This window comes from Subtercola sp. YIM 133946 (genome assembly GCF_036553535.1).
Taxonomy (GTDB): Bacteria; Actinomycetota; Actinomycetes; order Actinomycetales; family Microbacteriaceae; genus Subtercola.
Genome location: NZ_JAZHPE010000026.1, coordinates 36,254 through 55,509, shown reverse-complemented (window position 1 = coordinate 55,509; position 19,256 = coordinate 36,254). Strand labels below are relative to the sequence as shown.

Below are 19,256 nucleotides of genomic sequence, written 5' to 3'. Positions count from 1 at the left end.
GCATTGACGATGCTTTCGAAGAGGTCGAAAGTGGGTGCCATGAACGATGTTCCAGGCGCCGCGGCCGAGTTCGAGCAGCTGTTCCGCGCCGTCTACCTCGGCCTGCACCGCCGCGACGAGAAGCAGACCGCCCTCACCGGAGCCTCCCGCGCCGTGCTCACCCACCTCTGCTTCACGGGCCCGCTCACCATCGGCGAGGCGGCCCAGCACCTCGACCGCTCGCAGTCGGTGGTCAGCGACATCGTGAGCCAGCTCGAGCTCAAGGGCCTGCTCGAACGCCGTACCGATCCGGCCGACCGCCGCCGCACCCTCGTGTGGCTCACTCCCGAGGGCCTCGACCGCCTGCGCCGCGACGAGCAGGTGCTCAGTGAGCGCCTGCTGACGGATGCCCTGCAGCAGCTGCCCGCCGACGAGCGCTCATCGCTGCTCTCCTCCCTGCGCGCCTTGGTCGCCGTCGTCTCCCAGACCGCCGCCGTTCCTCTTCTACCCACCCCACACCACCCGCACCCCGCCACCCCCGAAAGGACACCCTCATGAGCACCACCGACCACACCGAGAACACCGACACCACCACCATGCTCACCTGCCAGAGCTGCGGCATGCCCATCGAGTCGGGGCCGTACTGCGACCACTGCACCGACGAGGCCACCGGCGAGCTGCAGAGCTTCGACGAACGGTTTCGCCGCATGTCGCTGTGGCAGGCGAAGTCGCACCCCGGGCAGTCGCCCGAGCAGGTCGAGAGCGCCACGCTCGACTACATGGCCACGATGCCGGCCTGGCGCGAGCATCCCCGTGTCGTCGCTCGCTGAGCACCCCGCCCCATCCCGCCCCTCACCCCGACACCCCCACCCGAAACGCGATATAGCTTGACTTTGCCCCACCCGGATGCGTACAGTGATCTCGAGCAACACGCGATATATCGCGAGTTGCCCTCGTAGCGAAGGGAGTCCGGCATGGCGCTGGAGAAGTGGCTCGTCAGCGGGCCCAAAGTCATCGATCTCGACCTGGTGCGCTCGGTCAAGATCAGCCTCATCGGCGGCAAGATCGACATCATCGGCCACGACGAGCCCGGCGCCCGCGTCGAGGTGCACTCGGTGCTCGGCAAAGACCTGAAGGTGCAGATCGACGGCGATCACCTCGAGATCGATCATCCCCAGCTGCGCTGGGACAACTTCATCGACGTGTTCGCCTCGTTCCGTGGCACCGCGAAGGCTGATGTGAGCCTGCTCGTGCCCCGCTCCGCCCTCGTGAAGTTCGGGGTGGTGAACGCCAGCGCGCTCGTCTCAGGCCTCGGTGCCGACGTCAAAGTCAGCTCGGTCAACGGCGACATCGTCGTCGACGGCGTCGAGGGCGACATCGAGATCAACACCGTCAACGGCGAGATCTCGATCAGCGACCACATCGGCAACGTCGGCGCGCACACCGTGACGGGTGACATCACCGTGAGCGGGGCCGTGCGCCGGTTCTCGGCCGACGGCGTCGCCGCCACCGTCTTCCTCGACCTCGACGGCGATGTCGACACCATCGACAACAACACCGTCTCGGGTGACTTCACCGTGCGCCTCGACGACAGCCTCGGCGCCCGTTACACCGTCAACACGGTCTCGGGGCTGCTGAGCCTCGACGGGTCGATCTTCCGCGGCACCTACGGCAAGGGCAAGAACTTCACCACCGGCTCGCTCGACGGCCGGTTCGCCGAGGTGCACGCCAACTCCGTCGCCGGCGACATCACGGCCATCCGTCGCCCCGCGGCCCCTGTGCAGAGCGACGCCCCCGCCGAGGCGACAGCGTGAGTGGCATCTTCGGGCACGGCGACCTGAGGCTGTACCTGCTGAGCCTGCTGGCCGAGCATCCACGGCACGGCTACGAGCTCATCCAAGAGCTCAGCGAACGCTTCGGCGGAACCTACAGCCCCAGCGCCGGAACCATCTACCCGCGGCTGGCGAAGCTCGAAGACGAGGGCCTCGTCACCAAGTCGACAGACGGGCGCAAGACGGTCTACTCGATCACCGACGCCGGCAGGGCCGAACTGGATGCCCGGCAAGACGACCTCGACTCCATCGAGAACAACGTCACCGACTCTCTGCGTGTTCTCGCCGACGGACTCCGTGCCGGGGTGAACGACGCCATGCGCAGCCTGCGCGCCGATCTCGCTGCCGCGTCACGCGATTCGCGACCCGACCCCAATCGCACCTACTCCGACGACGCGGCCTCCGCCGGGTCGTGGCCGTCGGGCTTCTGGGGCACGCGGGTGCCGGCGTCGGAGCAGGGCGCGCCCTCCACCGGCGCGCCAGGCGCAGCCGAAACACCCGATGCACCCGAGCAGACGCAGGCCGAAGATCGCCGCCAGGCGAACAACGACGCCGTGCGCGACGTGGAGGCGGCGCTGAACGCCTTCCGCTCATCGGTACGCGTCGACCTGCGCAAGTACGCCGCCCGCTCGGCCGTTCCGCAGGCGGCCGTCGCGCACCTCACCTCTGAGCTGGCGCGCCTGCAGGCGGAGTTCAAGGCCAGCCTTCGGGCGTAGCCAGGCGTGGCGAGGCGTGGCCAGGCGTGGCGAGGCGTGGCCAGGCGTCGCTAGGCGTCGCCAGGCGTCGCCAGGCGCATAGTCAGGCGTACCAGAGGCGTGGTCAGCCGTTGTTCGACGGCACGAAGACGCCGTCGATCAGGTACCCGGCGACCGGCCGGCTATCTGCCGAGACAGCCGCCGGCGCCGCGGTGGCCGGGCCGACTGGCGACGCGGCCGAAGCGCCAGAAACTGCCGAAGGGCCCGAGGCGACCGAGGCCTGAACGCCGACGCCCGCACCGACGCCGAGTGCCGCGGGGCCGTGCCCCTTCGACATGCGGTCGATGAAGGCCAGCGCCAGAGCCGACAGAATGAACACGCTGTGTATCACGACCTGCCAGAACACCCCCTCGCTCGTGTAGGTCTCGCCGGTGATGCTCTCGTCTTCCGACTCGGGCGCCCCGATGTCGCCCACCTCGATGAACGTCTTCAGCAGGTGGATCGACGAGATGCCGATGATCGCCATCGCCAGCTTGACCTTGAGCACGTTGGCGTTCACGTGCGACAGCCACTCGGGCTGGTCGGGATGCCCGTCGATGTTGATGCGCGACACGAATGTCTCGTACCCGCCGATGATCACCATGATCAGCAGGTTCGCGATCATCACGACGTCGATCAGGCCGAGCACGGCCAGCATGATCTTCGCCTCGTCGATGGCGAGCGGATCGTGCACCACCGTCTCGGCCAGGTGGATCAGTTCGATCACGAACACCACCACGTAGATGAGCTGGGCGACGATGAGCCCGAGGTAGAGCGGAGCCTGCAGCCAGCGGCTGAAGAAGATCAGGTAGCCGATGCCTTTGACGCCGGCGCTCTGGGGCGGATACGTGCGGATGATGGTCGAATCGGGTTTGGCCATGGTCAAAAGGCTACGGGGAGGTTCCTGTACAATCTCTCAATGAAGGGGAGTATCCCACCACACCGTTGTCGTCAATACGGTCGCCGTCGTCGGTGGCCCGGTTGCGGGGGCGTGCGCGTTCGGCTCAGAACGAGGCATGCGGGAGAGACTTTCGCCGCTGTCGTCGCGCGAAAGGCCCACTGAATGACTGCTCTTCCCCTCTGGTTCGAGATCACCTCCCTCGTCGTACTGACGCTGATTCTGATCGGCGACCTGCTGCTGGTGATCAAGCGGCCGCACATCCCCTCCACGAAGGAGTCGACCCTCTGGGTGGTCTTCTACGTGGTGCTGGCGCTCATCTTTGCGGGGCTGATGTGGGTGATCGGCGACAGCACCCACGCCGTCGAGTTCCTGGCCGGCTGGGTGACCGAGTACAGCCTCAGCATCGACAACCTCTTCGTGTTCGTCATCATCATGGCTCGCTTCGCGGTGCCGCGAAAGCTGCAGCAGGAGGTGCTGATGGTGGGCATCATCATCGCCCTGATTCTGCGTGCCATCTTCATCGTGCTGGGCGCGAGCCTGATCGAGAACTTCAGCTGGATCTTCTACATCTTCGGCGCCTTCCTGCTCTACACCGCCGTCAAGCAGGCCTTCGGCTCGCACGACGACGACGAACCGCAGAAAGACAATCTGGCCACCCGCATGCTGCGCCGGCGCGTCGCCATCTCGCCCGACTTCGACGGCACGAAGATCCGCACCACCATCTCGGGCAAGCGGTTCTTCACCCCGATGCTCATCGTGTTCATCGCCATCGGGTCGACCGACCTGCTGTTCGCGCTCGACTCGATTCCGGCCATCTTCGGCATCACCCAGAGCCCGTTCATCGTGTTCGCGGCGAACATCTTCGCCCTCATGGGCCTGCGGCAGCTGTACTTCCTGCTCGGGGGTCTGCTCGACCGGCTCGTCTACCTGCACTACGGCATCGCGTTCATCCTCGCGTTCATCGGCGTGAAGCTGGTCTTCCACGCCCTGCACGAGAACGAGCTGCCCTTCATCAACGGCGGCGAGCACATCGACTGGGTGCCCGACATCTCGACCTTCGCATCGCTCGGGGTCATCATCGTGTCGATGGCCGTGGCCACCATCGCCAGCCTGGTCAAGATGCGCGTCGACAGGCGGCGTGGTACGGGGGCGGCGGCCGTGGATGGGCCCGAACCCAGCGCACCGACCGAGAGCGAGCCGGGAATCAATTCAGACCCGCGCGGTTAGAATGAGCGGATAGCACAGCCACATCGAGAAGGAAGACCAATGTCAGAAGTCAGGGCTCGCACCCTCGCCGAAAAGGTGTGGGATGACCATGTTGTCGTCAAAGGCGAAGACGGCAGCCCTGACCTTCTCTACATCGACCTGCACCTCGTGCACGAGGTCACGAGCCCTCAGGCCTTCGACGGGCTGCGCGCGGCCGGCCGGCCGGTTCGCCGCCTCGACCTGACCATCGCCACCGAAGACCACAACACCCCCACGCTGGCCATCAACCGGCCGATCGCCGATGACACCAGCCGCCTGCAGATCGACACCCTGCGCGCCAACGCCAAGGAGTTCGGGGTGCGCCTGCACTCGCTCGGCGACGTCGAGCAGGGCATCGTGCACGTGGTCGGTCCGCAGCTCGGCCTCACCATGCCCGGCATCACCGTGGTGTGCGGCGACAGCCACACGAGCACCCACGGCGCGTTCGGCGCGATGGCGTTCGGCATCGGCACCAGCGAGGTCGAGCACGTGCTCGCCACCCAGACCCTGCCTCTGAAGCCGTTCAAGACCATGGCCATCACCGTGGAGGGCACCCTGCGCCCCGGCGTGACGGCGAAAGACATCATCCTGGCGGTGATCGCGAAGATCGGCACCGGCGGCGGGCAGGGCTACGTGCTCGAGTACCGCGGCTCGGCCATCCGTTCTCTGTCGATGGATGGCCGCATGACCATCTGCAACATGTCGATCGAGGCGGGCGCCCGCGCCGGCATGGTCGCCCCCGACGAGACCACCTTCGAATACCTCAAGGGCCGCCCGCATGCCCCCGAGGGTGCCGACTGGCACGACGCCGTCGCGTACTGGAAGACGCTGGCCACCGATGACACCGCCGTGTTCGATGCCGAGGTGTTCCTGAACGCCGACGAGCTCGAACCCTTCGTCACCTGGGGCACCAACCCCGGCCAGGGAGTCTCGCTCAGCGAGAACGTGCCCGACCCGTCGCTGATCATCGACGCGAACGACCGCGCCAACGCCGAGCGTGCGCTCGAGTACATGGCCCTCGAGGCCAACACCCCCATGAAGCAGATCGCGGTCGACGCCGTCTTCATGGGTTCCTGCACGAACAGCCGCATCGAAGACCTGCGCGCCTTCGCGTCGGTGATCAAGGGCCAGAAGAAGGCCGACAACGTGCGGGTGATGGTGGTTCCGGGTTCGGCGCGTGTGCGCATCGAGGCCGAGGCCGAGGGCATCGACAAGATCGTCGAAGAGTTCGGCGCCGAGTGGCGGTTCGCCGGGTGCTCGATGTGCCTCGGCATGAATCCCGACCAGCTCGCGCCCGGCGAACGCTGTGCATCCACGTCGAACCGCAACTTCGAGGGCCGGCAGGGCAAGGGCGGCCGCACCCATCTCGTGTCACCGCTCGTCGCGGCGGCCACGGCCATCCGCGGCACCCTCTCGTCGCCGTGGGATTTGGAGCACAACGAACATTCGCTGGCCACCGCCGGCGCACCCACCGAGAGGATGGCGTAGCAATGGAAGCCGTATCCGTCATCACCGGCGTGGCCGCGCCCCTGGCCCGCTCCAATGTCGACACCGACCAGATCATTCCCGCCGTGTTTCTCAAGCGCGTCACCAAGACCGGCTTCGAGGATGCCCTGTTCTCCGCCTGGCGGCAAGACCCCGATTTCGTTCTGAACCTCCCCGCCTACCAGGGCGCCAGGATTCTGGTGGCCGGCCCCGACTTCGGCACGGGCTCCAGCCGTGAGCACGCCGTCTGGGCGCTTCGCGACTTCGGATTCGACGCCGTGCTCAGCTCTCGTTTCGGCGACATCTTCCGCGGCAACGCCGGCAAGCAGGGCCTGCTCGTGGCCACGCTGACCGAGGCCGACATCGAGACCATCTGGGCCGCCATCGACGAGCAGCCGGGCCTCGAGATCAGCGTCGACCTCACCACGAAGACCGTGTCGGTCGGCGACCTCACGCTTCCTTTCGATATCGATGACTACACTCGATGGAGGCTGCTCGAAGGTCTCGACGACATCGGGCTCACTCTGCGCAACGAGGCAGAGATCACAGAATTCGAGAGCCGCCGGGCATCATGGCGACCGAAGACACTCCCAGTGAAGTAGGCAGCACCCTTATATGAACACTCTCCTCCAAGACGCATCCCTCACCCTCGATGCGAAGAAGGCGGCCGCTCGCGTGGGTCTTCTCTCTGACACGATCATCGTCAACGGCGGTCGGCCGCTGCGCGGCCGCATCGACGTTCGCGGCGCCAAGAACCTGGTGACGAAGGCCATGGTCGCCTCGCTCCTCGGCGACACCAAGAGCGTGCTGCGCGACGTTCCCGACATCAGCGACGTGCACGTGGTGTCGCGACTGCTCGAGATCCATGGCGTCGAGATCACGGGCAGCCCCGAGTCGGGCATCCTGGTTCTCGACCCGGCCAACGTGGCCATCGCCCAGAGCGCCGAGATCGACGCACTGTCGGGTTCGAGTCGCATCCCGATTCTGTTCTGCGGGCCGCTTCTGCATCGCTTGGGCCACGCGTTCATTCCCGACCTCGGCGGCTGCCGCATCGGCGACCGCCCCATCGACTTCCACCTCGACGCACTGCGCGCCTTCGGTGCCGTCGTCGACAAGCTCCCGAGCGGCATCAACATCACCGCGCCGAACGGTCTGAAGGGCGCCAACATCGAGCTGCCCTACCCGAGCGTCGGCGCCACCGAGCAGGTTCTGCTCACCGGCGTGCGGGCCCGGGGCATCACCGAGCTGAAGAACGCGGCCATCGAGCCCGAGATCATGGATCTCATCGCCGTGCTGCAGAAGATGGGCGCGATCATCTCGATCGAGCCCAACCGCGTCATCCTCATCGAGGGCGTCGACAGCCTCAAGGGCTACGACCACCGCGCGCTGTTCGACCGCAACGAGGCCGCGAGCTGGGCATCCGCCGCTCTGGCCACGAAGGGCGACATCTTCTGCGTGGGCGCCAAGCAGCAGGAGATGATGACCTTCCTCAACGTCTTCCGCAAGATCGGTGGCGACTTCGACATCGAAGAAGACGGCATCCGCTTCTTCCACCCGGGCGGCGACCTCAAGCCCGTCGTCATCGAGACCGACGTGCACCCCGGCTTCATGACCGACTGGCAGCAGCCGCTCATCGTGGCCCTCACCCAGGCCATCGGCACCTCGGTGGTGCACGAGACGGTCTACGAGAACCGCTTCGGGTTCACCGAGGCGCTCGTCGAGATGGGCGCCGACATCACGGTGCACAAAGACGGGCTCGAGGGCGAAGGCCGTCGCGTTCCCCGCCGCGCACTCGAGCAGGCGGCGGTCATCGTCGGCCCGACCAAGCTGCACGGTGCCGACATCGAGGTTCCCGACCTGCGCGGCGGCTTCAGTCACCTCATCGCCGCACTGACCGCACAGGGCCAGTCGCGGGTGAGCAACGTCGGGCTGATCAGCCGGGGTTACGGTGACTTCACCGGCAAGCTCGAGAAGCTGGGAGCAGACTTCTCCTTCGAGTCGTAACCGGCACGGTGGCGAACGAGAAGAACCTGTCGTTCCGGGTTCTGGCGTTACCCGCGATCGCCTTCATGACGGCGATCGCGCGGCTCGAGGTGCAGAACGGCGACAAGTTGCCGAAGACCGGCTCGTTCGTTCTCACCCCCAACCACTTCAGCGACATCGACCCCGTGATCATCGGATGGTCGGTCTGGAAGCTCGGGCGAGTGCCCCGTTTTCTCGCCAAAGCGTCGCTGTTCCGCGTTCCCGTGCTCGGCTGGGCGCTGCGCGCCGTGCGGCAGGTACCGGTCGAACGCACCACCCGCACCTCGGGCCCAGCCGCCATCTCGGCGGCGCACGACCTGGCCGCCTCGGGTGAGGGCGTCATCGTCTACCCCGAGGGAACCCTCACGCGCCAGCCCGACCTCTGGCCGATGCGGGGCAAGTCGGGTGCGGTGCGCATCGCGCTCGAGAACGATCTGCCGATCATCCCTGTCGCACACTGGGGCACTCAGGCGATCCTGCCGCGCTGGAGCAAGAAGATCAGCCTGTTTCCGCGCAAGACGGTGCACGTGTCGTACGGCGACGAGGTCGACCTGAGCGACTTTCGTGGCGTGCCGCTGACGCAGGGCATCCTCGTCGAGGCGACCGACCGGGTGATGACGGCGATCACGGGGCTGCTCGAAGACCTGCGCGCTGAGCCGGCACCGGCAGAGCGCTGGAACCCGGCCGACCACAACCAGACAGAATTCGGGGCACTCTGATGGCGAGACGGGCGAAACCCAAGGCGATCGTCGTGCCGCCGCGCACGGTGACGGTGCTGGGGGCGGGCAGCTGGGGCACCACGTTCGGCAAGATCCTCGCCGACGGGGGAGCCGACGTGACGCTGTGGGCACGGCGCCCCGAACTCGCGCGTGAGATCAACGAGGCGAAACGCAACAGCGACTACCTGCCGGGCATCAACCTGCCGCCGAGCATCCGCGCCACCGCGAGCCTCGAAGCCGCCGTCGCCGGGGCTTCGCTGGTGTTCGTGTCGATTCCGAGCCAGTCGCTGCGGTCGAACCTCGATGCGCTCAGGCCGCTGATCGGCGACGAGACCATCGTCACCAGCCTGATGAAGGGCGTGGAGAAGGGCACGGGGCTGCGCATGAGCGAGGTGCTCGAGCAGGGGCTCGGCCTCGACCGCGACCGGCTCGCCGTGGCGTCGGGCCCCAACCTCGCCCTTGAGATCGCCCGCGAGCAGCCGACCGCCGCCGTCATCGCGTCTGACAGTATCGTGACCGCCGAGACCGTGGCGATGGTGGCCACGAACCGCTACTTTCGCTCATTCGTCAACACCGACGTCGTCGGCACCGAGTTCGGCGGCGTGCTCAAGAACCTGATCGCGGTGGCGATCGGCATCGTCGACGGAGTCGGCTACGGCGAGAACACGAAAGCCTCGATCATCACCCGCGGGCTGGCCGAGATGACGGCGTTCGCGGTCGCCTACGGCGCGCATCCCGAGACCATGGCGGGCCTTGCGGGCCTCGGCGACCTCATCGCGACCAGCAGTTCGCCGCTCTCGCGCAACAACACGGCCGGCCGCCTGCTCGGGCAGGGCTACAGCTTCGCCGACGTGGTCGGGCGCATGCAGCAGACGGCAGAGGGGCTGTCATCGGTCGCCCCGATTCTCACGCTCGCCGCCGCCCGCGGGGTCGACATGCCCATTGTGCAGCAGGTCAGCCAGGTGCTTGCCGGTACGCTGAACCCTCGGGATATTGCACCGCATCTCACGACAGACTCACTCGAACCCCAGGGCGAAAGGCCGAACGATGGCAAACAAAACCGTGGTGGCTCTGCTCTTTGGCGGCCGTTCCAGCGAGCATTCGATCAGCTGCGCGACGGCCGGCGGAGTACTCACGGCGATTGACCGCTCGCGCTACGAGGTGATTCCGGTGGGCATCACCCGCGATGGCGCGTTCGTGCTCGAAGACGACGACGCGTCGAAGTTCGCGCTCGACCCGGCCCACCTGCCGACGGTGGGCGACAACGGCACCCGGGTGCACTGGCCCGAGAGTGCCCTCTCGCGCGAACTGACGGTGACGGATGCCCGTGGCACCGTTCGCTCGCTCGGCGACGTCGACGTGGTCTTCCCCATCCTGCACGGGCCCTACGGCGAAGACGGCACGATCCAGGGCCTGCTCGAACTCGTCGGGCTGCGCTACGTCGGGGCCGGTGTGCTCGCCTCCGCCCTCGGCATGGACAAGCACTTCACCAAGACCGTGCTGTCGCAGGCCGGCATCGCCGTCGCGCCGTGGCACACCGTCACCTCCCGGCAGTGGAACGAGGCACCCGACGCCGTCACCGAGCTGGTGTCGTCAGACCTCACGCTGCCAGTGTTCGTGAAGCCCGCCCGGGCCGGATCGAGTGTGGGCGTGAGCAAGGTGAAGCAGTGGGCGGAGCTCGGCGCGGCCATGTCCACCGCCTTCGCCGAAGACGACCGCGTGCTCGTCGAGGAGGGCATCGTGGGGCGCGAGGTGGAATGCGGCGTGCTCGGTGGCCGGGCGGGAGCAGAGCCCCGGGCATCCGTCGCCGGCGAAGTGGTGATGACCGACCGCGAATTCTACGACTTCGACGCCAAGTATCTCGACGCCCCCGGAATCGACCTCGTCTGCCCGGCCGACCTCACGGCTGCCGAACTCGCCGAGATGCAGTCGCTGGCCGTTCGGGCGTTCAGCTCGATCGGCTGCGAAGGGCTCGCCCGCGTCGACTTCTTCTTGACGCCGGGCGGCTTCGTCATCAACGAGATCAACACGATGCCGGGCTTCACGCCCATCTCGATGTTTCCGAAGTGCTGGATCGCCACGGGGCTCACCTACCCCGAGATCATCGACGAGCTGATCGCGCTCGCCCTCGACTGACGCTGGTTTCGATACGCGCTGCGCGCTACTCAACCAGCGACCTGCCGCTGGTTTCGATACGCGCTGCGCGCTACTCAACCAGCGACCTGACCCTGGTTTCGATACGCGCTGCGCGCTACTCGACCAGCGACCTGCCGCTGGTTGAGTAGCGGCGCGCAGCGCCGCGTATCGAAACCGCCCGCCCGCCTAGCTGGGGATGTAGTTGAACTCGTCGGGGTTCGGGCCGGTGCGCTCGTCGCGGTTGAGGGCCGTGATGGCGGCGATGTCGTCGTCGCTCAGCTCGAAGTCGAACAGGTTGAAGTTCTCGACCACACGCTCACGGGTCACCGACTTCGGAAAGACGATGTCGCCGCGCTGGATGTGCCAGCGCAGGGTGACCTGGGCCGGGGTCTTGCCGAGACGCTCGGCGATGTCGACGATGGTGGCGTCGTCGAGCACCTTGCCCTGGGCGATAGGCGACCAGGCCTCGGTGGCGATGCCGTGCTCGCGGTTGAAGTCGCGCACATCGTCTTGCGTGAGGTAGGGGTGCACTTCGATCTGGTTCACGGCCGGAACCACGTCGGTCTCCTTCAGCAGGCGCTCGATGTGGTGCGGCTGGAAGTTCGAGACGCCGATGGCGCGAACGCGCTTGCTTTCGAGAATCTGCTGCATGGCCTGCCACGTCTCGACGAAGTCGCCGATCTTGGGCAGCGGCCAGTGCACCAGGAAGAGGTCGAGGTACTCGAAGCCGAGGTCGTCCATGGTGGTGTCGAACGCCTGCAGAGCATCCTTCGTCGCGTGAAAACCGTTGTTGAGCTTGCTGGTGACGAAGATCTCGTCGCGCTTCAGGCCGGATGAGGCGACGGCCTCGCCGACCTCCTTCTCATTGCCGTACATCTCGGCGGTGTCGATGTGTCGGTAGCCCACCTCGAGCGCGGTGAGGGTGGCCTCTTTCGTGTCTTTCGGGTCGATCTGGAACACTCCGAAGCCGAGCTGGGGAATCTCTACGCCGTTGTTCAGGGTCACGTTAGGAACTGTCATGCTTCCACGCTACGCGGCCACACGGCGGGGCTGCCAGTTCGCAACGGGGGCTTGCGCTCGCCGCAATAGGCTCAGGGTATGACGAACCCGTTCTTCGAACCCAGCCCCCTCGAGTTCGGGTTGCCGCCCTTCGCCGAGATACGCGACGAGCACTACGCGCCGGCCTTCGAACGTGGCATGGCCGAGCAGCTCGCCGAGGTCGAGGCCATCGTGGGCGAGCCCGATGCCCCGACCTTCGACAACACGCTGGTCGCCCTCGAGCGCAGCGGCCAGACCCTGTCGCGCGTCTCCGCGGTGTTCTTCAACAAAGCATCGGCCGACAGCACCGACTTCACGAATGCGCTCGAAGAGCGGCTGGCACCGCAGCTCGCGGCGCACTCCGACGCGATACGGCTGAACGCCGCCCTGTACGAGCGCATCCGACACGTCTGGCAGGCGCGCGAGGAGCTGGATGCCGAGGGGCGCTACCTCGTCGAGCAGTACTACGACGGCTACACCCGCTCGGGCGCCGGGCTCGACGACGCCGGTAAGACCGCTCTGCGCGAGCTGAATCGGCAGCTGTCCACTCTCACCACCCGGTTCGAGAAGAACCTGCTGGCCGACACGAACGAGCTCGCCGTCGTGGTCGACGACGAGTCGGAGCTCGACGGGCTGGGCGCGGGAGAGGTCTCAGCGGCGGCTGCCGCCGCGACCGAACGGGGGATGCCGGGAAAGTACCTCATCACGCTGGTGCTGCCGACCGGGCATCCGTACCTCGCACAGCTCACCGACCGCTCAGTGCGGCAGCGCATCATGACGGCCTCGCGATCGCGGGGCGCGCGCGGCGGAGAGCACGACAACAGCGCCATCGTGCTGCAGATCGCGCTGCTGCGGGCCGAGCGGGCCGCCCTGCTCGGGTTCTCCTCGCACGCGGCCTTCGTGACGAGCGGCCAGACTGCGAAGACCCCCGAAGCCGTGCTGGGATTGCTGCGGCAGCTCGCCGCTCCTGCAGCGCGCAACGCCCGGGCTGAGCAGGCCGAGCTGCAGAAGCTCGTCGGCGACGAGTTCGAGCTGGCGGCGTGGGACTGGGCGTTCTACAGCGAGAAGGTGCGCCAGGCTGTCTACGACATCGACTCGGCACAGATGCGGCCCTACTTCGAGGCCGAGCGGGTGCTGCGAGACGGCGTCTTCTTCGCGGCCGAAGCCCTGTACGGAGTGACATTCACCGAACGGCCCGACTTGGTCGGGTACCACCCCGAGGTGCGCATCTTCGAGGTGCGCGAGGGGTCGGATGCCGAGCGTGGGGCCGTTGTCGGGCTCTATCTGCTCGACCTGTACACGCGCGACTCGAAGCGTGGTGGGGCGTGGATGAACTCGCTCAGCTCACAGAGCTCGCTGCTCGGGCATCCGGTGATCGTCACCAACAACCTCAACGTGCCGAAGCCCGCAGATGCGACCCCCACGCTGCTCACCCGCAGCGAGGTCACGACGCTGTTCCACGAGTTCGGGCATGCGCTGCACGGGCTGTTCGCTCGCGTGACGTACCCGCGGTTCGCCGGCACGCGCGTGTTTCGCGACTTCGTCGAGTTTCCGAGCCAGGTCAACGAGATGTGGATGCTCTGGCCCGAGGTTCTGGCGAACTACGCCGTGCACCACGAGACAGGCGCCCCCATGCCCGCAGAACTGGTGCAGCGACTGCAGGCGTCATCCGCTTTCAACGAGGGATTCGCCACCTCGGAGTACCTCGCGGCGGCACTGCTCGACCAGGCCTGGCATGCGCTCACCCCCGCCGAGGCCGCCGCGCTTGAGGGCGGTGAGGTCGCCGCCTTCGAGGCGGCAGCGCTCGCCTCCGCCGGCCTCGACAACCCGGCGGTGCCCACGCGGTACTCGAGCACCTACTTCGCCCACACGTTCTCGGGCGGCTACGACGCCGGCTACTACTCCTATATCTGGAGCGAGGTGCTCGACGCCGACACCGTCGAGTGGTTCCGCGAGAACGGCGGGCTCACCCGGGCGAACGGCGACCGTTTTCGCCTCCGCCTGCTCGGCGTGGGCGGCTCGGTGGCGCCCCTCGACGCCTACCTCGACTTCCGCGGCCGCCCTGCCGACATCGCCCCCCTCCTCGCCCGCCGGGGCCTCACCGCCTGATCGCGGGCTCGTTCGACGCCTGCGTGGCGTGACCGGCCGAGCTCAGTTTCGAGGGGCTTCGGTCGGCGAACCGGGTCAGTTCGAGGGGGCGTCGGTCGCGAACTGGGTGGGGGAGGTCGGGGTCTCGGGGGCGAGGGGGTCGACCGGAGCCTGCGTCGGCAGCGGCGACGGGGCGGGGGTCATCGTCGAACCCGAGGTGCTGCCGCCTGTGCCGAGGATGTCGTCGGGGGCGGTGCACTCGGCCGTGGCGCGGATGGCCGAGATAGCTGTGTTCAGGTCGGTGAGCACGGTCGTCGCCGAGACGGCGTTCGAGTCGACGACCACCTGCGTCGCCGGAGTGCGACCGAACGTGGTGTAGGTGTACGACGGTTTCTGCGAGTCGTCTTCGATCCAGTCGACGCTCGTGCCCCCGGGCGGCAGGATGTTGATGCACGGCAGGGTGGTCGGCCCGGGCGGAGTGACGCCGCAGCGCAGCAGCACCGATGCCGGCGACCCCCAGGCCGAGGTGGCCTGCGCGTTCGTCTCGCGTTGGCTCTGGTCGTCGCCCACGGTCGTGGGCAGGCGCACCATGACCTGGGCGCAGCCGGGGTCGGTGGCGTCGGCGGCGGGGTCGAGGGCGACGGTGGCCGCGCATCCCGTCAGTGCGACGCTCACGAGCGTCACGGCGACGACGGCGGGCACGAGCAGGTTCCGGCGCCGACGGGGCTGGGCAGGGTCGCGGTGAGAGGGCACGGTGCGGGCGAACATCACTGACAGGCTACCGTTGACAGGTGAGTACTCGTGGGGCGCACCCTCAGCTTTCGTTCTCGCCCGCGACCGACACTCTCGAGAGCGTCGGCGAGGTCGAGGCGCTCAGGCGCGTCTTTCCGCGCCTGCCCGACGCGCGGGCGGCGCTTCTGGGGCCGGGAGACGACTCGGCGGTCATCGCGGCGCCGGATGCCCGGTTCGTGGTCACGACCGACATGATGATTCACGGCCCCGACTTTCGCCTCGCGTGGTCGACGCCGCACGACCTCGGCTGGAAGGCGGCGGTGACGAACCTGGCCGACGTGGCGGCCATGGGCGCGACACCGTCGGCCCTCGTCGTGGCGATCGCCGCGCCACTGCACACCCCGGTCGCGACGCTCGAGGGCATCGCCGACGGACTGCACGATGCCTGCGCCGAGCTCGCGCCCGACACGGGGGTGGTGGGTGGAGACCTCTCGGTTTCGAACACTCTCACCCTCGCCGTCACGGCGTTCGGCGACCTCGACGGCCGCCCTCCCGTCGTGCGCTCGGGTGCCCGCCCGGGCGATACCGTGGCCGTGGCGGGCGACCTCGGCCGGGCCGGCGCGGGCATCCGGCTGCTCTTCGACCAGGCCACCACCCCCGGTGCCCCGGAAGCGCAAGAGCGCCATCCCGACGCCGAGAGGGCGCCCCACCTCGACGCCGTGGGGGAGCGCCATCCCGACGCCGAGCTGGGCCGGGCCGTTCGCGCAGCGCATCCGGCCATCGTGGACGCGCAGCTCGCCCCCGCCTCGCCACTGGCGGCCGGGGTCGCCGCGGCCCGCGCCGGTGCGACGGCGATGCTCGACGTGTCTGACGGGCTGGTGCTCGACGCCGGGCGCATCGCCGCGGCGAGTGGATGCTCGATCGATTTCTCTCATGCGGCCATCGAAGCAGAGGCGGCGGCGCTCGCAGCCGTCGATGCGGTGGTCGGTGCACAAGCCCGCGACTTCGTGCTCTGTGGAGGAGAGGACCACGCCCTGCTCGCGACGTTCACGGCCGGGAGCGAGCTGCCCCCCGGATTTCGCGCGATCGGAGTGGTGCGCGAACGCGCCGACGGGCATCCGCTCGTCACCGTCGGCGGCGAGGCCTACGTGAAGCCCGGCGGGTGGGATCCCTTCACCGATTGGAACGGCGCCGCGGGCTGAGTGCCCGATCGGCGGCGGATTAGAATCTGTCTCAGGCCCAGCCCCGCGACGACAGCGATCGCGCCCAGGTGGAGGCGACGCGACGGGAGCTGCAGCGATGGGCAAACTGATCTATGGAACGCCGGGGGTCGAGATCGAGTTCGACGACCGCGTGCTCGCCCACCTGCGCGTGGTCATCGTCACGAAGCTGCGCCGGGGCGAGTCGTTCACAATGCAGTACGCCTACGGCCCCGACTCGGGCGCCGGGCACGCGAGCCTGTGGATGCACCCGTCGATTCCGCTGCAGTTCAAGTTCTACGGCAGCAAGGAGCCGGCCCTCAACCGCGCCTGGATCGAGGCCCTGATGCTGGGGGCGAGCACCACGGTCGGCCTGCAGCTGCTGCCCGAGCCCGACCTGTGACGACGGCGGCGCGAGTGCTCCCGAAAACGCCGGTCGAGTAGCGCGGCCGGGTTACCCCAGAACGCCGGTCGAGTAGCGCGGGCGGGTACCCGAAAACGCCAGTCGAGTAGCGCGGGCGGGGTACCCCAGAACGCCGGTCGAGTAGCGCGGGCGGGGTACCCGAAAACGCCGGTCGAGTAGCGCGAAGCGCGTATCGAGACCCGGTGCAGCATGGGGGTTTCGATACGCGCCTGCGGCGCTACTCAACCGGCGTTGGGGTTGCTCTACAGCGAGTGACGAGGGCCCGAGTGCTCGGCGGAAGACGAAGACGCCGACGCAGACGCAGACTCCGACTCGCCCTCGGTCAGCAGAGCCAGCTCAGCATCGGGGTCGTCGTGGTCAGCGGCGTCGACCACAGCGAGCGCGCCCGTCGCGAGCGACACACGTGACGCGCCGTCGACCTCGAGCGACTCCGACAGCACGTCGCCGCGGTCGAGCGTGGTGGCCAGCGGCTTCTCTTTCACGAAGAACAGCAGCACCGTGGCGGCGAGCACCAGCGGAACCATGAGCAGGAACACGGGGGTGAGCGCATCGTTGTACGAGCCGATGATCACGTCGCGAACCGAGGAGGGCAGCGCGCGAACCAGGTCGGGGGTCAGCGAGTTGTTGCCACCGGCGGTGCCGGTTCCGGCGGGCATCCTCTCGGCCAGGAGAGTGGTCAGCTTCGCGGTGAACAGACTGCCGACGATCGCGGTGCCGAGTGAGGCGCCGATCTGGCGGAAGTAGTTGTTCGACGCCGTAGCCGTACCGACGACACGCAGCGGGAACGTGTTCTGAACGATGAGGATCAGAATCTGCATGCACATGCCGAGCCCGATGCCCATGATGGCGAGGTAGGCGCAGATGATCCAGACCGGCATGCCGGCGGTCATGGTCGACAGCAGCAGAAGCGCGCCGGCCGTGATGATCGTGCCGACGATCGGCAGGAACTTGTAGTGGCCCGTACGGCTCACCAGCTGGCCAGAGCCGATCGAGGTGATCAGCAGGCCCGCCATCAGCGGGATCATCAGCAGCCCCGCCTGGGTGGCGTCCGCTCCGGTCACCATCTGCATGTAGGTCGGCAGGTAGGCGAGGGCGCCGAACATCGCGATGCCGATGATGAGACCGGCGATCGTGGTGAAGATGAAGTTCTTCTGCTTGAACAGGAACGGCGGCATGATGGGCTCAGCAGCCCGACGCTCCACCATGATGAACGCGATGGCGGCGATCACGGTGCCGGCGATGAGGCCGATGATCGTGGGCGAATCCCAGTCGTAGGTGTTGCCGCCCCAGGTGGTGGTCAGCACGAGGCCGGTCGAGGCGAGTGCGAGCAGAACCATGCCGGCGAAGTCGATACGGGGCTTGCCCTGCGCGCCCTTCGGCAGCTTCAGGAACATCACGGCCGAGAGAATCGCGAGGATGCCCAGCGGAATGTTCATCCAGAAACCCCAGCGCCAGCCGGGCCCCTCGGTGAACCAGCCGCCCAGCAGCGGGCCGGCGACGCTCGACAGGGCGAAGACGCCGCCCATGATGCCCATGTACTTGCCGCGCTCGCGGGCGGGCACGACGTCGGCGATGATGGCCTGCGAGAGGATCATCAGACCACCGCCGCCGAGGCCCTGGATGGCGCGGCCGGCGATGAGCTGGCCCATGTCGGGGGCGAGCCCGCCGATGACCGAACCCACCATGAACAGGCTGATCGCGATGATGAACAGGCCCTTGCGACCGATGAGGTCGCCGAGCTTGCCGTAGACCGGCAGAACGATGGTCGACGCCAGGATGTACGCGGTGGTGACCCAGAGCATCAGGTCGACGCCGTTGAGCTGGCCGACGATGGTCGGCAGCGCGGTGCTGAAGATGGTCTGGTCGAGCGATGCGAGCAGCATCGTCACCATGAGACCGGCGAACACCAGCAGGATGTTGCGTTTCGAGGTCGGGGCGGCCGCTGCGGTCGGCGCCGACGTGGTTGTGGCACTCATTGGATTTTCTTCGTTACCTCTCTGACGAGCTCGATGGCCCGCGATTCCAAGTTGTTCTGGGTGGCGGCGAGGCCGCGGGTTGTGGCGCTGCCCTCGGTGATCCACTCTCTGACGGCGACGCGAACGCCCCCGCTGCAGATGGCGAAGAGCACGTCGGCCGAGGCGGCGAGCGATTCGGGTGAGTCGTTCGCGAACGCGGGCGACGCCTGAAGCAGTGTCTGGATGGCCGTGGTGAGCTGGTCGGCCATGCGGGTCATCTGCGTGACGTGCCTGCTCAGCAGCTCGGGGTGGGCCTTCACGACCTTCATGCGCGAGGCGTGCAGCTCTGTCGTGGTGATCGAGGGGCCGATGACCCAGAACAGCAGCCGCACGACAGACTCGACGATGTCGGGCTCGCCCGAGCCGTCGGCAGGGCCGGCGGCTGAACCCGCACCGTACTCGGCCAGGTGCTCAGCGACTGACTCGTCGGTCACCTCGAGGTCGCGAATGCCGAGAATGGCGTCTTCTTTACTGTCGAAATAGTTGAAGAAGGTGCGGCTCGACACGTCGGCGGCCTCGCTGATGGCGTCGACGGTCGCGTGAGCCAGGCCGCCCTGCAGCACGAGTTCGACGGCCGCACGCTCGAGCCTGGCCCGGGTCTCGGCGCGCTTCTTGTCGCGCAGACCGACGGGGGCAGTTGTTTCCATGACTCAATTATTGCGCTTGCTGCAAACTTTCGCAAGTGCAAATGTGCGAAGCTGCAAATC

19 protein-coding genes are annotated in these 19,256 nt (G+C 67.5%); 14 read left to right on the top strand and 5 right to left on the bottom strand.

Features of this window, described 5'->3' with window-relative positions:
• Positions 1-39 precede the first annotated feature (39 nt).
• The 4 genes from V3W46_RS10075 (at position 40) to V3W46_RS10060 (ending at position 2,527) form a co-directional block, all read left to right on the top strand.
• Positions 40-537: a MarR family winged helix-turn-helix transcriptional regulator gene (locus V3W46_RS10075; RefSeq protein ID WP_331782975.1), complete on the top strand. Its 498-nt coding sequence runs from the start codon at positions 40-42 to the stop codon at positions 535-537.
• Entirely contained in the window at positions 534-809 is a 276-nt protein-coding gene (locus tag V3W46_RS10070) for a hypothetical protein (RefSeq protein WP_331782974.1), read from the top strand. Before V3W46_RS10075 ends, V3W46_RS10070 begins: the two co-directional genes overlap by 4 nt.
• 144 nt (positions 810-953) lie before the next feature.
• Positions 954-1,793, top strand: coding sequence for a DUF4097 family beta strand repeat-containing protein (locus tag V3W46_RS10065; RefSeq protein WP_331782973.1), 840 nt, complete (start codon positions 954-956; stop codon positions 1,791-1,793).
• The gene (locus V3W46_RS10060; protein WP_331782972.1) at positions 1,790-2,527 is read left to right on the top strand and encodes a PadR family transcriptional regulator; all 738 of its coding nucleotides are present in this window, start codon (positions 1,790-1,792) and stop codon (positions 2,525-2,527) included. The genes V3W46_RS10065 and V3W46_RS10060 overlap by 4 nt, the downstream gene beginning before the upstream one ends.
• A 103-nt stretch (positions 2,528-2,630) precedes the next feature.
• On the opposite strand, the gene V3W46_RS10055 is transcribed toward V3W46_RS10060, so the two are convergent.
• Entirely contained in the window at positions 2,631-3,425 is a 795-nt protein-coding gene (locus V3W46_RS10055; protein WP_331782971.1) for a TIGR00645 family protein, read from the bottom strand.
• Positions 3,426-3,608: 183 nt separating this feature from the next.
• On the opposite strand from V3W46_RS10055, the gene V3W46_RS10050 reads away from it, so the two are divergent.
• From V3W46_RS10050 to V3W46_RS10020, 7 genes are read left to right on the top strand one after another with little or no spacing between them, the layout of a single operon-like run.
• The gene (locus V3W46_RS10050; protein ID WP_331782970.1) at positions 3,609-4,673 is read left to right on the top strand and encodes a TerC family protein; all 1,065 of its coding nucleotides are present in this window, start codon (positions 3,609-3,611) and stop codon (positions 4,671-4,673) included.
• 39 nt (positions 4,674-4,712) lie between these two features.
• The gene (leuC, locus tag V3W46_RS10045; RefSeq protein WP_331782969.1) at positions 4,713-6,179 is read left to right on the top strand and encodes a 3-isopropylmalate dehydratase large subunit; all 1,467 of its coding nucleotides are present in this window, start codon (positions 4,713-4,715) and stop codon (positions 6,177-6,179) included.
• A 2-nt stretch (positions 6,180-6,181) separates the two neighbouring features.
• On the top strand, positions 6,182-6,778 hold the full coding sequence (gene leuD / locus V3W46_RS10040; protein WP_331782968.1) for a 3-isopropylmalate dehydratase small subunit: 597 nt from the start codon (positions 6,182-6,184) through the stop codon (positions 6,776-6,778).
• Between the two features lie 13 nt (positions 6,779-6,791).
• Positions 6,792-8,180, top strand: coding sequence for a UDP-N-acetylglucosamine 1-carboxyvinyltransferase (gene murA, locus V3W46_RS10035; RefSeq protein WP_331782967.1), 1,389 nt, complete (start codon positions 6,792-6,794; stop codon positions 8,178-8,180).
• An 8-nt stretch (positions 8,181-8,188) separates the two neighbouring features.
• Positions 8,189-8,917 carry a lysophospholipid acyltransferase family protein gene (locus V3W46_RS10030; RefSeq protein WP_331782966.1) on the top strand — a complete coding sequence of 243 codons (729 nt, stop codon included), beginning with the start codon at positions 8,189-8,191 and terminating at the stop codon, positions 8,915-8,917.
• Positions 8,917-10,062 carry an NAD(P)H-dependent glycerol-3-phosphate dehydrogenase gene (locus V3W46_RS10025; protein WP_331782965.1) on the top strand — a complete coding sequence of 382 codons (1,146 nt, stop codon included), beginning with the start codon at positions 8,917-8,919 and terminating at the stop codon, positions 10,060-10,062. Before V3W46_RS10030 ends, V3W46_RS10025 begins: the two co-directional genes overlap by 1 nt.
• The gene (locus tag V3W46_RS10020) at positions 9,965-11,053 is read left to right on the top strand and encodes a D-alanine--D-alanine ligase family protein (protein WP_331782964.1); all 1,089 of its coding nucleotides are present in this window, start codon (positions 9,965-9,967) and stop codon (positions 11,051-11,053) included. The genes V3W46_RS10025 and V3W46_RS10020 overlap by 98 nt, the downstream gene beginning before the upstream one ends.
• Before the next feature lie 186 nt (positions 11,054-11,239).
• On the opposite strand, the gene V3W46_RS10015 is transcribed toward V3W46_RS10020, so the two are convergent.
• Positions 11,240-12,073: an aldo/keto reductase gene (locus tag V3W46_RS10015; RefSeq protein WP_331782963.1), complete on the bottom strand. Its 834-nt coding sequence runs from the start codon at positions 12,071-12,073 to the stop codon at positions 11,240-11,242.
• A 78-nt stretch (positions 12,074-12,151) separates the two neighbouring features.
• On the opposite strand from V3W46_RS10015, the gene V3W46_RS10010 reads away from it, so the two are divergent.
• Positions 12,152-14,200 carry a M3 family metallopeptidase gene (locus V3W46_RS10010; protein ID WP_331782962.1) on the top strand — a complete coding sequence of 683 codons (2,049 nt, stop codon included), beginning with the start codon at positions 12,152-12,154 and terminating at the stop codon, positions 14,198-14,200.
• Between the two features lie 75 nt (positions 14,201-14,275).
• On the opposite strand, the gene V3W46_RS10005 is transcribed toward V3W46_RS10010, so the two are convergent.
• Entirely contained in the window at positions 14,276-14,947 is a 672-nt protein-coding gene (locus V3W46_RS10005) for a DUF3515 family protein (RefSeq protein WP_331782961.1), read from the bottom strand.
• A gap of 23 nt (positions 14,948-14,970) precedes the next feature.
• On the opposite strand from V3W46_RS10005, the gene V3W46_RS10000 reads away from it, so the two are divergent.
• Together V3W46_RS10000 and V3W46_RS09995 are read left to right on the top strand one after the other, a co-directional pair.
• Positions 14,971-16,113 carry a thiamine-phosphate kinase gene (locus tag V3W46_RS10000; protein ID WP_331782960.1) on the top strand — a complete coding sequence of 381 codons (1,143 nt, stop codon included), beginning with the start codon at positions 14,971-14,973 and terminating at the stop codon, positions 16,111-16,113.
• Positions 16,114-16,210: 97 nt separating this feature from the next.
• Positions 16,211-16,513: a DUF7882 family protein gene (locus tag V3W46_RS09995; protein ID WP_331782959.1), complete on the top strand. Its 303-nt coding sequence runs from the start codon at positions 16,211-16,213 to the stop codon at positions 16,511-16,513.
• A gap of 263 nt (positions 16,514-16,776) precedes the next feature.
• Here the strand turns inward: V3W46_RS09995 and V3W46_RS09990 are convergent, their stop codons facing one another.
• Both V3W46_RS09990 and V3W46_RS09985 read right to left on the bottom strand, forming a co-directional pair.
• Complete coding sequence (locus tag V3W46_RS09990; protein ID WP_331782958.1) at positions 16,777-18,510, bottom strand: MDR family MFS transporter; 1,734 nt, start codon at positions 18,508-18,510, stop codon at positions 16,777-16,779.
• Positions 18,507-19,196, bottom strand: a complete 690-nt coding sequence (locus V3W46_RS09985; protein ID WP_331782957.1) for a TetR/AcrR family transcriptional regulator — start codon at positions 19,194-19,196, stop codon at positions 18,507-18,509. The genes V3W46_RS09990 and V3W46_RS09985 overlap by 4 nt, the downstream gene beginning before the upstream one ends.
• Positions 19,197-19,256: the final 60 nt, after the last annotated feature.

Bases quoted from the DNA above. Each gene is read 5' to 3' on its own strand.
- V3W46_RS10075 (WP_331782975.1), top strand. From the start codon at position 40: ATGAACGATGTTCCAGGCGCCGCGGCCGAGTTCGAGCAGCTGTTCCGC.
- V3W46_RS10070 (WP_331782974.1), top strand. From the start codon at position 534: ATGAGCACCACCGACCACACCGAGAACACCGACACCACCACCATGCTC.
- V3W46_RS10065 (WP_331782973.1), top strand. From the start codon at position 954: ATGGCGCTGGAGAAGTGGCTCGTCAGCGGGCCCAAAGTCATCGATCTC.
- V3W46_RS10055 (WP_331782971.1), bottom strand. From the start codon at position 3,425: ATGGCCAAACCCGATTCGACCATCATCCGCACGTATCCGCCCCAGAGC.
- V3W46_RS10050 (WP_331782970.1), top strand. From the start codon at position 3,609: ATGACTGCTCTTCCCCTCTGGTTCGAGATCACCTCCCTCGTCGTACTG.
- leuC (WP_331782969.1), top strand. From the start codon at position 4,713: ATGTCAGAAGTCAGGGCTCGCACCCTCGCCGAAAAGGTGTGGGATGAC.
- leuD (WP_331782968.1), top strand. From the start codon at position 6,182: ATGGAAGCCGTATCCGTCATCACCGGCGTGGCCGCGCCCCTGGCCCGC.
- murA (WP_331782967.1), top strand. From the start codon at position 6,792: ATGAACACTCTCCTCCAAGACGCATCCCTCACCCTCGATGCGAAGAAG.
- V3W46_RS10025 (WP_331782965.1), top strand. From the start codon at position 8,917: ATGGCGAGACGGGCGAAACCCAAGGCGATCGTCGTGCCGCCGCGCACG.
- V3W46_RS10020 (WP_331782964.1), top strand. From the start codon at position 9,965: ATGGCAAACAAAACCGTGGTGGCTCTGCTCTTTGGCGGCCGTTCCAGC.
- V3W46_RS10015 (WP_331782963.1), bottom strand. From the start codon at position 12,073: ATGACAGTTCCTAACGTGACCCTGAACAACGGCGTAGAGATTCCCCAG.
- V3W46_RS10010 (WP_331782962.1), top strand. From the start codon at position 12,152: ATGACGAACCCGTTCTTCGAACCCAGCCCCCTCGAGTTCGGGTTGCCG.
- V3W46_RS10005 (WP_331782961.1), bottom strand. From the start codon at position 14,947: ATGTTCGCCCGCACCGTGCCCTCTCACCGCGACCCTGCCCAGCCCCGT.
- V3W46_RS09995 (WP_331782959.1), top strand. From the start codon at position 16,211: ATGGGCAAACTGATCTATGGAACGCCGGGGGTCGAGATCGAGTTCGAC.
- V3W46_RS09990 (WP_331782958.1), bottom strand. From the start codon at position 18,510: ATGAGTGCCACAACCACGTCGGCGCCGACCGCAGCGGCCGCCCCGACC.
- V3W46_RS09985 (WP_331782957.1), bottom strand. From the start codon at position 19,196: ATGGAAACAACTGCCCCCGTCGGTCTGCGCGACAAGAAGCGCGCCGAG.